This window comes from Romboutsia ilealis (assembly GCF_900015215.1).
In the GTDB taxonomy this organism is placed as follows: Bacteria; Bacillota; Clostridia; order Peptostreptococcales; family Peptostreptococcaceae; genus Romboutsia; species Romboutsia ilealis.
This window is the reverse complement of record NZ_LN555523.1, coordinates 2,166,109-2,178,482: the sequence shown is the minus strand read 5'-3', so window position 1 is coordinate 2,178,482 and position 12,374 is coordinate 2,166,109. Positions and strand designations below refer to the sequence as shown.

Here is a 12,374-nt window from a genome sequence, read left to right as displayed (position 1 = left end):
CTTATATAGTAGTAGGAGCTTTTTATGAATAAAAAAATTATAGGCATAAGTTTATTTATATTAATAATAACTTCATTTATATTTGGTTGCAGTAAATTTCAAGAAAATAATGATATTAATTTAAATAGTATAGATAAAGATAGCATAAATCCTATATCAAAAGATACAGCTATAAATATATTAAAGGCAGAGTATGGAGATAATATATTAGTTGAAGATAAGGATATAAAATTAATAGGAGATTTATATTTCATAGATGTTTATGTTGAAGTAGAAGATAGAGATGATGTAAGTCATGAAACACATATACATAGACAAAGTCTAGGAAATATAAAGATAGATAAATACACTGGAGAGATTATAACAGAATAGATATAAATTATATAAAAATAAATGAGCTATATGCAAATTAAATTTGCATATAGCTCATTGTTATGTTTAACGAGAAACGTATATATTAATATTGATTCATACCTTTTAAGATAGCAACTAAATAATCCCAAGTACGTTTAGTAGAAGATATATTTAAATGCTCATTAGGTGTATGAACTTCAAACATATCAGGTCCAAGAGATATAGCCTGTGCATGAGGCATTTTATCTAATAATAATCCGCATTCAAGACCAGCATGTATGGCCATTATAATTGGTTTTTTACCAGTTAATTTCTCATAGGTATCAATACATATTTCTTCTAATTTAGAACCTTTAGCATATTCCCAAGCTGGATAATCACTATCTAAAATTAATTTTCCATCTAAGTTAGTAGCAAGTAGGTCCATTTTATTAGTTATATCGTCTTTTAATGTTTTGACAGAACTTCTAACAGCACATTCAAATGTAACTGAGTTTTCAGTAGTATGAACAACACCTAAGTTTGTTGAACTTTCAACAAGACCTTCTATATCCATACTCATAGTTTGGATTCCGTTAGGTATTAAGTTTAGTAAATTAACTACATTTGTTTTTGTTTTATCAGTAAATACTTTATCAACAGTAGTTTCAGCACATTCTATATTTATATCCGGGTCAGAAGTACTGAATTCATGTTTAAATGTATTCATTATTTCATTTATACAATTCTTAGTTTTTTCAACATCATTTTTATCTACAACTATTATAGCTTCACACTCACGAGGTATGGCATTGTTTTTAGAACCACCTTGAATTTTAGCTAAGTCGTAATCAACACATAATAAATTTAAAAGTCTTCCCATTAATCTATTAGAATTTGCTCTTTGTTTTATTATATCCATTCCAGAGTGTCCACCAAGTAATCCTTTTATTTCAACTAATAAAGCTTGTTTATTAGCATTAACACTAGTATATTCAGCATTTAGTTCAGATAAAGCAGTAACTCCACCAGCACAACTAACTAGTAAGTATCCTTCTTCTTCAGAGTCAAGATTTATTATGTATTGTCCTTTTAATAAAGAACCATCTAAATCCATAGCACCACTCATACCAGCTTCTTCATCAGTAGTTATTAAAACTTCTATCGCAGGATGGTCTAGGTTATTAGATGCAAGTACAGCCATTCCCATGGCCACAGCTATACCATTGTCAGCACCTAGAGTAGTTCCAGTTGCATATATCATATCATCTTCAACTCTTAATTTTATAGGATCAGTAACAAAGTTATGGTCAGTATCTTTATTTTTTTCACAGACCATATCCATATGACCTTGAAGTATTACACCAGGACAGTTTTCGTATCCTTTTGTAGCTGGTTTTCTTATTATTATATTAAGAGAATCATCTTGTATAGTTTCAAGTCCTAAATCCTCACCAAACTTTTTTAGATAATCACTTATAGCTTTTTCATTTCCAGAACCACGAGGTATTTGGGATACTTCCTCAAAATATTTAAAAACAAGCTCAGGTTGTAACCCCTTTAAAACATTTTCCATAAAAACAACTCCTTTTAGATTAAGTTAAAATAGATACTTTAAAAATAGTAAATAATATTTTTATATCACAAACAAAGTATCATTATGTATAATATAAAATAGCCATATAAATAGTATAATACAAAATGTGTAAAATACACATAGTAAAATAGAAATTAAAAAATGAAAAATTAAGGAGGAATTATGAACCAAAAATCGCTGAGAGTTTTAGAATTCAATAAAATAATTGAATTATTGAAAAGTAAAGCTTCATCTTCGTTAGGTTTAAAATATATAGAAGAGTTAGTTCCAAGTTCGGATTTTGAAGAAGTTAAGTATATGCAACAAGAAACAAGTGAAACGCAATCAATACTTACCAAAAGGGGATATGTGGGATTACAAGGTATACATGATATAGAAGATAAAGTTAAAAGAGCTGGAGTAGGAGCAAGTCTTGATCCAGGGAGTTTAATAATGATAGCAGATACATTAAGAACTGCTAGAACATTAAGAAATAGTCTATCAGGTAGTGATGAAGAAGATTTTAATTATCCAATAATACAATCTTTATCAAATGGATTATATGCATATAGAGAGATAGAAGATGCAATATATAATGCAATAATAAGTGAATTAGAAATATCAGATAATGCATCATCAACACTTAGAGACATTAGAAGACGAATAGTTCAAAAGAATCAATCTATAAGATCTAAGTTAAACTCTATAATATCATCAACTACATATCAAAAGTATCTACAGGATGCAATAATATCGGTAAGAGGAGATAGATTTGTCGTTCCTGTAAAAGCTGAATATAGATCTCAAGTTGCAGGGATAGTTCATGATCAATCTTCATCAGGAGCTACATTATTCATAGAACCTATGAGTATAGTTGACATGAACAATGAACTTAGACAATTAAGACTTAGTGAACAAGAAGAAATAGAAAGAATACTACAAGAATTATCATCTATGGTTGGTGAAGTAAGCGAAGATTTAATATCAAATCAGGAGATATTAGGTAGACTTGATTTTGCTTTTGCAAAAGGAAAATTATCAATGCAAATGAGAGGTGTAGAACCTACATTAAATAAAGATAAGTTTATAAATATAAAAAATGGTAGACATCCATTATTAGATAGAAAAACAGTAGTACCTAATAGCGTGTATTTAGGAAGAGATTTTCATACTTTAGTTATAACTGGGCCAAATACAGGTGGTAAAACTGTAACAATAAAAACTGTTGGATTATTTGCTCTTATGACTCAAAGTGGGCTTCATATATCTGCAGACTATGGAAGTAGCATGTGTGTATATGACAACATATTTGCGGATATAGGTGATGAACAAAGTATAGAACAGAGTTTATCAACATTCTCATCTCATATGACAAATATTGTGTCTATATTAAAAGATGTAACTGAAAATTCTTTAGTTATATTTGATGAATTAGGTGCAGGTACAGATCCTATAGAAGGTGCAGCACTTGCTATAGCAATACTTGAAGATGTAGCTATGGCTGGAGCTAGATGTATAGCTACAACTCATTACACTGAAATAAAAAATTATGCACTTATTAAAGATGGTGTAGAAAATGCTGCAGTTGAGTTTGATTTAGATACATTAAGCCCTACTTATAAATTATTAATAGGTGTTCCAGGTAAATCAAATGCCTTTGAAATATCTAAAAAATTAGGACTTAGTGATTATATAATAACTAGAGCTAAGGAATTTATAGATACGGATAATATAGAATTAGAAGATATATTACAAAGTGCAGAAAAAAATAGAATAAAAGCTGAAGAAGAAAGAATAAAAGCTGAGAAACTAAGAGAAAGTATAGAAAAACTAAAGATAGAATATGATGATAAACTTGAAAAGTTTGCAAATCAAAAAGAAAAAATGCTTGAGCAAGCAAGACAAGAAGCATTTAGAATTACTAGACAAGCAAAAGAAGAAGTAGATAATATAATAAAAGAATTAAGAAGATTAGAAGAAGAAAGAGCATCAAAGGAAAAGAATCAACAAATAGAAGCTCTTAGAAAAGAATTAACAAGTACTATGGGCAGTTTACAGCCTACGGTTAAGAGTATGATAGTTCCTAAAGTTGCAAGTAAAGAAATAACTGATTTGAAGGCAGGAGAAGATGTAAGAGTAATAACTTTAAATCAAGAAGGTACTGTTGTTTCTGTTGATAAGAATAAAAAAGAAGCTGTAGTGCAAATTGGTATAATGAAAATGACACTACCGTTTAAATCATTACAGAAAGTTAAAAAAGATGTTAAGAAAACTGTAACAAAATCAACTAGAAATATAATAAAATCTAAGTCTGGTAATGTAAAGAGTGAAGTAGATTTGAGAGGTATGAACTTAGAAGAAGCAATTATGGAAGTTGAGAAATACCTAGATGATGCGTATGTTGCAGGTCTAGAAAATGTAACAATAATACATGGTATAGGTACAGGTGTTTTAAAATCAGGACTTCAAGATATATTAAGAAGAAACAGACATGTAAAATCACAAAGAGCCGGTCAATACGGCGAAGGTGGAGCAGGGGTAACAATAGTTACACTAAAATAAATTAATACTAATAAGGTGATAAATGTGATACTAGTATCAGCTTGTTTACTTGGAATAAACTGTAAATATAATGGCGATAATAATAAAAATGAAAAAGTAGAAGAATATCTTAAAGACAAGCAGTTTATAGTAGTTTGTCCAGAACAATTAGGAGGGCTATCAACACCGCGTAATCCATCAGAGATTATAAGGTTAGATGGCAAAGCTGTTATAGAAGGAAAGACCAGTGTGATTAGTAATAAAAGATTAGATGTAACAAAGAAATTTAAACAAGGGGCTATGGAAACTTTAAAAATAGCAAAACTTTATGGCTGTAAAAAAGCTATCTTAAAGGAAGGTAGCCCTTCATGTGGATCTAGTTGTATATATGATGGAACTTTTACAGGTAAAAAAGTACCTGGAGAAGGAGTAACAACAGCTTTACTTAGACAAAATGGGATAGAAGTTGTTAGCGAAAAAGATATAATATAGATATATAATAGTAAATAGTGTCAAATACCTTGAAAAAACTTAGAATTTGATTTACCATAAAATAATAATAAAGAGAGAGGAGCAATATAATGCAAGACTTTAAGGTAGCAGTAGCAACATGCTTAAAAGAACATATAGAAGAATTGACTTTAGAAGAAATAACAGCGCTTATAGAAGTGCCACCAAATAAGGAAATGGGAGATTTTGCATTTCCATGTTTTAAATTAGCAAAAGTATTTAGAAAAGCACCTAATATGATAGCGGCTGAATTATCAGAAAAAATAGAGCCTAAAGGAGTTATATCTAATGTTACTCCTTTAGGTGGATATATAAACTTCTTTGTTAATAAATCTCAATTAGCAGAAACAGTTATAAAGGATGTATTAACAAAGAAAGAAAAGTATGGACATAGTGATTTAGGTAAGGATAAAACTATAGTAATAGATTTCTCATCACCTAATATAGCAAAGCCATTCCATATAGGGCATATAAGAACTACAGTTATAGGGAATGCTTTATACAAAATATATGATTCTCAAGGATACAATACAGTTAGAATCAATCATTTAGGAGACTATGGAACTCAATTTGGTAAGCTTATAGTAGCTTTCAAATTATGGGGTAATAAAGAAGCTGTAGAAGCTAATCCAATACCAGAGTTATTAAAATTATATATACAATTCCATGATGAAGCTGAAAAGCATCCAGAAATGGAAGATGAAGCAAGAGCTTGGTTTACTAAACTGGAAAATGGAGATAAAGAAGCAAAAGAATTATGGCAATGGTTCAGAGATGAAAGTTTAAAAGAATTTGCTAGAGTTTACGATTTATTAGATATAGAATTTGATTCATACAATGGAGAAAGTTTCTATTCAGATAAGATGGATAGAGTTATAGATATAATAAAGGACAAAGGATTGCTTAAAGAATCTCAAGGAACTAATATAGTAGATTTAGATGAATATAATATGCCGCCAGCACTTATAACTAAAAATGATGGATCTACATTATATATGACAAGAGATTTAGCAGCAGCATTATATAGAAAAGAAAATTATGATTTTGAAAAATGTATATATGTAGTTGGTTCACAACAAAGCTTACATTTCCAACAATTATTTAAAGTTTTAGAACTTGTTGGATTTGAATGGGCTAAGGATATGATACACGTTCCATTTGGTATGGTTGCACTAGAAGAAGGAACTATGTCTACAAGAAAAGGTAGAGTAGTTTTCTTAGAAGATGTTTTAAAACAAGCTATAGAGAAGACAAAAGAAACTATGCTTGCTAAAAATCCAAATGCTTTAAATGTTGATGAAATAGCTAAACAAGTTGGGGTTGGAGCAGTAGTATTCCAAGAATTATCTAACAGTAGAATAAAAGATTACACATTCTCATGGTCAAGAACACTAAGCTTTGAAGGAGAAACAGGTCCTTACGTTCAATATACTCATGCTAGATGTTGTGCAGTTTTAAGAAAAGCTGAAGAAGAAGTTACAACAGATATTAACTATGAATTATTAAATGATGTAGATAGTGCGGAAGTTTTAAAAGTTATAGCATCATTCAATAAAACTATACTTAATGCTATGAGAAAGAACGAGCCACATATAATAACAAGATTTGTTTTAGATTTAGCACAAGCATTCAATAAATTCTACCATGATAACTCTATATTAGTAGAAGATACTGAATTAAGAAAAGCTAGACTTGCTTTAGTTGCAGTTACTAGACAAGCATTAGAAAATGGTCTTAAATTATTAGGAATGCAAGCACCAGAAAGAATGTAATTTATATAAGAGTACAGGGATGTCGAAAATCGATACTTTACATCTAAAAATGTAATATTGTATAATGATAGTAAGATAGTAGTATGTACTCGTTTGTACACTGCTATTCCCCTGTATAAACGACAGCTTATAAGCTGTCTCTTTTTTTTGATTCGTATAGGCTACAATATAGTATATTAAACTAATTACTTGATAAAAATAATAATTATAAAATATTACAAGGAAAATAATATTTATGAAAGATAATTTAATAAAAAAAGCCTATATATCAGCATTTGATATAGAGGATAAGTATTTAAAAGACTTAATAGTAGTCAACACAAAATGTTTAATAGATGATAATATACAAAGATGTGTATATATAGATGACAATAGATTAAGAGATGAATTAATATATTATAAGTTTTATGGAGAAAAGCTAAATTATAATAATATACTTAACCTTTTATTACCTGTAATAATTTCGAATACTAACATTAAGAAAAGTGAAGATGAAGTATTAGAATTAATCCAAAAATATGTTAGATATTTTAAAAAAGAAGATTACTTATTTGAATACATATTATCTTCTGTTTTATACAACTCAATTATTCATAATATAATAGAAGATAGTACTATAGAGTATAAAGATTTGCTTCAAAAAATAAAGGAACGAATTATAGGATTTACTATTTCATTAGATAAAGCAAATACTATAAAGTTTCATATGGCAAGAATAAATGCGATACAGCAAATAGATAAGTATATAGATTTAAAAGTCCAAGATTATGACGATGAGAAAATTTTAGGTAGTTTATTAAATATATTATATGATATATATATTGAAGATAGAGAAGTTAAAGATTTTGGAAGTAAGAGTATAAAAAAATCTATACTATCTATATTAGGATTTGATGAAAATTACAATATAGATAATATAGACTTTATTTTATCGATGTCAGAATATATAGTTAAATTAAGAAAGTATAAAATTAATAAAAAAGTATACGATAAAAACTCAGATCCTAGATACTTAATAAATCTTAATGAAGGTGATACATGTAATGACCCTATATTCAATCAGATAAAAATTGTATCTAAGAATTTTAATAATAATATACTAAATATAAATATTAAATCTAAATCTGGATTATATGCATTGAAATTTAAAAAAGCATAGAATTTAGTTATTTGACTCTAAATAGTTTATAAAGTCTATTTCTGCTGTTTCAGTTAAAAAGCAGATTTCTTTTACTATACTATTTCTAAGGTCGATAAAATCTTCAAGACCTGTATTTTCATGAGTATATTCTAATGCCTTTAGAATAAGTAATAAGTCTTTCTTTGATAAAGCGTTGATAGATACTTGGTCAATTAATTCCATAAAAAACTCCTTTTCTAAGTTATATAATTATAATAATACTAATATTCTACAAAATATATGTAAAAACCTTCTATTAAAAAATAATTAGATAATGTTTTACACATATTATTTTAACCTAAAAACAACATAAAAATATACAATAATATTAATAAAGAGGTGAAATAATTGAAAATTTTATTAACAACATTGAATTCTAAGTTTATACATACAAATTTAGCTATAAGATATTTAAAATCATATGTTAAAGATTTAATTGACGTAGACATAAGAGAATACACTATTAATAATGATTTAGATTATATATTAAAAGACATATACAAAAATGATTATGATGTAATATTATTCTCAACATATATTTGGAATATATTAGATATAGTAAATCTTTGTGAAAATATAAAAAAAGTAAAACCAAACACAATTATAGGTTTAGGCGGACCAGAAGTAAGCTATGATAGCGAAAATGCTATGCAAAAATATCCATTTGTAGATTATATATTATGCGGTGAAGGTGAATTAGTATTTAGAGATTTGGTTATGTACCTTCAAGGTAATAAGAATATAGAAAATGTGGAAGGTATAGTATATAGAAATAATGGAGAAATAATTGTAAATAGACCTAAGGAGTTATTACAAAACTTAGATGAGATACCAAGTCCATATGAAAATCTAGATTCTAAAGAGTATGAAAATAGAATTGTTTACTATGAGACATCAAGAGGATGTCCTTTTGATTGTCAATATTGTTTATCATCTACACTTAAAGGATTAAGATACTTTAGTATAGATAGAGTAAAAAAGGATTTAAAGGCTTTAATAGATGCGAGAGTGTCACAAATTAAATTTATAGATAGAACTTTTAATGCAAATAAGAAGTTTGCAAAAGAGATAATGAATTTTCTAATGGAAAATGATAATGATTATACTACATATCATTTTGAGGTAACGGCACATTTATTAGATGATGATATGTTAGAATTTTTATCAAACTGCAAAGAAGGATTATTCCAATTTGAAATAGGTGTTCAAACAACTAATCAAAAGGTATTAGATGCCGTTGGAAGGAGAGATGATTTTAGTAAGTTATCTAAAGTTGTTAAGCAAATCGCTTTATATAGAAATATCCATCAACATCTAGATTTAATAGCAGGACTTCCTTATGAAGATTATGCTAGTTTTGAAAATTCATTTAACGATGTATTTAATTTAGGAATAGAACATTTACAGTTAGGGTTTCTAAAGATGATAAAAGGAACAGGAGTAAGAAAAACTGCAGATGAGCATGGATATAAATATAAAGATTATCCACCATATGAAGTTTTATACAATGATTATATTTCTTATTCTCAGATTTTAAAATTAAAAGATATAGAAGAAATACTAGAAAGATATTATAATTCTAAGAATTTTGTATTATCTATGAGATATATAATATTTAATTACTATAAAGAAAGTCCATTTAAATTCTTTGAGGAGTTTGCGACCTATTTTGATCAAAATGGATATTTTGATGCTGCTCAAGGTAAAAATCAGCTTTATAAAATTTTATTAGACTTCTATAATTCTGTAATAAATAAAGATAATGAGCTGTTTAATGATATACTAAAGTATGATTATATATCATTAGGTAAAACATCAAATTTACCGCAATTCTTTAATAAATTAGATATGGAAGATTTTAAAAATAGATGTCATATATTTTTACAAGATGAAAGTAATATATCAAAGTATTTACAAGACTTTTATGATAAGCCTGCAAAACATATTATAAAATATGTTCACTTTGAACCTTTTAAATTTGACATACTAGAACTTAAAAAAGATATAAATAAAAAGATAGATAAAGAAGATAATGTAGTAATGTTTGTATATGATGATAAAAAGATATTTGAGAAATCAAAGGCTTATAGAGTTAGTATTTAGGAGGTTAGTATGAAGTTTAAAATAGAAAAATATATATTAAAAAAAGCTGAAGAGTTATCTTTTATAACTATAAAACATGATAGTGAATTTAAAGTAGAAGGATATAATATTCCAAGCGAAGGATTACAAGTACCTATAAAAAATGAAGTGTTAGTAAAGGGTATAAAAGAAAAAACAGCACAAGATAATATAAATGCAATGTCTATTGTTGATGCAATGATATACATAATAGGTATAGATAGTCAATTTAGATATAATGAAGAATATAAGAAGTTCTTAAATGCGTTTAAAAATAAAGTAAACTTAGATTTAAATGCATATATGGGATATATGTCAAAAAAGTATTTTGATATTGGAGAATATACTGACTCTTTAATATACTTAAAAGCCCTTATAACTATAAATAATGATGATATAAATGGATTATATCACTATGCTATAGTATGTCAGGAAATGGCTAAGAAGTATCAAAAAGATAATGATGATAAGGCTATGAATGATTTCTTATTAGAAGCATTAAATAAATTAGAAATGGTAATAGATTTAGATCCAGAATTTGCATTAGGATATTATCATCTAGGTTATCATTATTATAATCAAGGTCAATATGTAAAATCTAAAGTAATATGGGAAGAAGCATTAAAGCTAGGATTAGATGAAGATACAACATCTGAAATACAAGAAAATATAGGTAAGATGGACTTTAAAGTTCAATATGAAGAAGGATATAATTTAGTATTCCAAGGAAGAAATGAAGAAGGATTAGAAAAATTATTACCTTTAGAAGAAGATAATTCAGATTGGTGGAATTTATTATTCATGATAGGTTTAGCCTATAAAAATATGAATGAGATTGAGACAGCTAAAAAATATTTTGAAAAAATATTAGTAATAAAGCCACATCAAGTTGATACTATGGTTGAACTTGGTCTTTGCGAAGCAAGTACTTTTAATATGGAAAAAGCAATAGAATATTTTGAAACTGCAGCTAAGATAAAAGAAGATCCAGAAATATTATGTAATTTAGGTATGGCGTATTTAAATAATGGAGATTTAGATGATGCTATATATTATATAGAAAGAGCTTATGAGTTAGATCCACAAGATGAGATAACTATAGCATGTTTAAGAGAATTAGATATGTATAGATAAAGTATATATAAATTTAAAAACTTCTATTTAATTATAGAAGTTTTTTTATGCACGTGTGCTATTATTTAATTAACTCATTGTGCTAATTAAATATAATAATTGGAAATACTAGATTTTAATAGGCATATTTTAATAGTAAAAAGCTTTATATAGTAATTTTAATATGATTAGTAAAATAATTAACACGACGTATTAATTATATAAAAGGGGGCTTTAATTTGATAAAAGAATTAAAAGATATTTTAGATATACTTAAAGGGGAAGAAAAAGTAATTCTTTCTGTAGCGGCAGCAGAAGAGAAAGAAGTTTTACAGGCTGTAAAAGATGCAGTAGAAAATCAAATAATAGAACCTATACTAGTGGGGGATAAGGATAAAATAAAGTTGATTTCAGAAGAAATAAATTTTGATTTAACTGGAATAAAAATCTTAAATTCTAATAGTATAGAAGAGAGTGCTAGAATAGCTGTTGAGTTAGTATCAACTAAAAATGCAGATTTTGTAATGAAAGGCATTTTAGATACTTCAGTTCTTCTCAAATCTGTATTAAATAAAGATTATGGAATTAGAACTGATAGTCTCCTTAGCCATGTTGTGGCATATCAAATAGAGAATTATCATAAATTATTATTATTAACAGATGGTGGGATGAATATTTCACCTAATTATGAACAAAAAGAGATGATACTTAAAAATGCGATACAAGCGGCTAAAGTTTTAGGATTAGATACTGTAAAAGTAGCATGTCTGGCTGCTAAAGAAAAAGTAGATACTAAAATGCAAGCCACTGTAGATGCAGATTTATTACAAAAGGCATTTGTAAATGGTAAATTTGGTAAAAATGTCATAGTTGAAGGACCATTATCCTTTGATATAGCCTTATCAAAGGAAGCTAGCGATATAAAAGGTTTTAAAAGTGAAGTATCAGGAGATATTGATATTTTATTAGTACCTACTATAGAAGTTGGTAATGGGATAGGTAAATCATTTACATATATGGCAGATGCTAAATCAGCAGGTGTAATCATGGGAGCGAAGGCACCAATAGTTTTAGTTTCAAGAGCTGATAGTGCAGAATCAAAATTATATTCTATAGCATATGGAGCTCTTATAGCTAAAAATATTAAATAATTAGATTATTAAAAGAGTATTAGAAATATAATAAATTTAATTTGAATTAGTATATAATCAAATTAGCTAGTATAGAG

The 12,374-nt window shown here is 27.3% G+C and carries 10 protein-coding genes; 8 read left to right on the top strand and 2 right to left on the bottom strand.

Features of this window, described 5'->3' with window-relative positions:
* The first annotated feature begins 24 nt into the window (after window positions 1–24).
* Window positions 25–372, top strand: a complete 348-nt coding sequence (locus CRIB_RS10270) for a hypothetical protein (protein WP_180702281.1) — start codon at window positions 25–27, stop codon at window positions 370–372.
* Window positions 373–457: 85 nt separating this feature from the next.
* Here CRIB_RS10270 and CRIB_RS10265 read toward each other — a convergent pair whose 3' ends face one another.
* Complete coding sequence (locus tag CRIB_RS10265; protein WP_180702280.1) at window positions 458–1,909, bottom strand: aminoacyl-histidine dipeptidase; 1,452 nt, start codon at window positions 1,907–1,909, stop codon at window positions 458–460.
* A gap of 183 nt (window positions 1,910–2,092) precedes the next feature.
* Between CRIB_RS10265 and CRIB_RS10260 the strand changes: the two genes are divergently transcribed.
* The 4 genes from CRIB_RS10260 (at window position 2,093) to CRIB_RS10245 (ending at window position 7,891) form a co-directional block, all read left to right on the top strand.
* Entirely contained in the window at window positions 2,093–4,471 is a 2,379-nt protein-coding gene (locus CRIB_RS10260; protein WP_180702279.1) for an endonuclease MutS2, read from the top strand.
* Between the two features lie 24 nt (window positions 4,472–4,495).
* Window positions 4,496–4,942, top strand: a complete 447-nt coding sequence (locus CRIB_RS10255) for a DUF523 domain-containing protein (RefSeq protein ID WP_180702278.1) — start codon at window positions 4,496–4,498, stop codon at window positions 4,940–4,942.
* Between the two features lie 89 nt (window positions 4,943–5,031).
* Entirely contained in the window at window positions 5,032–6,732 is a 1,701-nt protein-coding gene (argS, locus tag CRIB_RS10250; protein ID WP_180702277.1) for an arginine--tRNA ligase, read from the top strand.
* A 235-nt stretch (window positions 6,733–6,967) separates the two neighbouring features.
* Window positions 6,968–7,891 carry a hypothetical protein gene (locus CRIB_RS10245; protein WP_180702276.1) on the top strand — a complete coding sequence of 308 codons (924 nt, stop codon included), beginning with the start codon at window positions 6,968–6,970 and terminating at the stop codon, window positions 7,889–7,891.
* A gap of 3 nt (window positions 7,892–7,894) precedes the next feature.
* Here CRIB_RS10245 and CRIB_RS10240 read toward each other — a convergent pair whose 3' ends face one another.
* Window positions 7,895–8,095 (bottom strand): hypothetical protein, encoded by a 201-nt coding sequence (locus tag CRIB_RS10240; protein WP_180702275.1) that lies wholly within the window; start codon window positions 8,093–8,095, stop codon window positions 7,895–7,897.
* A gap of 165 nt (window positions 8,096–8,260) precedes the next feature.
* Between CRIB_RS10240 and CRIB_RS10235 the strand changes: the two genes are divergently transcribed.
* The 3 genes from CRIB_RS10235 (at window position 8,261) to CRIB_RS10225 (ending at window position 12,297) form a co-directional block, all read left to right on the top strand.
* Window positions 8,261–10,015 (top strand): B12-binding domain-containing radical SAM protein, encoded by a 1,755-nt coding sequence (locus CRIB_RS10235; RefSeq protein WP_180702274.1) that lies wholly within the window; start codon window positions 8,261–8,263, stop codon window positions 10,013–10,015.
* Between the two features lie 9 nt (window positions 10,016–10,024).
* Window positions 10,025–11,167, top strand: coding sequence for a tetratricopeptide repeat protein (locus CRIB_RS10230; protein WP_180702273.1), 1,143 nt, complete (start codon window positions 10,025–10,027; stop codon window positions 11,165–11,167).
* Window positions 11,168–11,385: 218 nt separating this feature from the next.
* The gene (locus CRIB_RS10225; RefSeq protein WP_180702272.1) at window positions 11,386–12,297 is read left to right on the top strand and encodes a bifunctional enoyl-CoA hydratase/phosphate acetyltransferase; all 912 of its coding nucleotides are present in this window, start codon (window positions 11,386–11,388) and stop codon (window positions 12,295–12,297) included.
* Window positions 12,298–12,374: the final 77 nt, after the last annotated feature.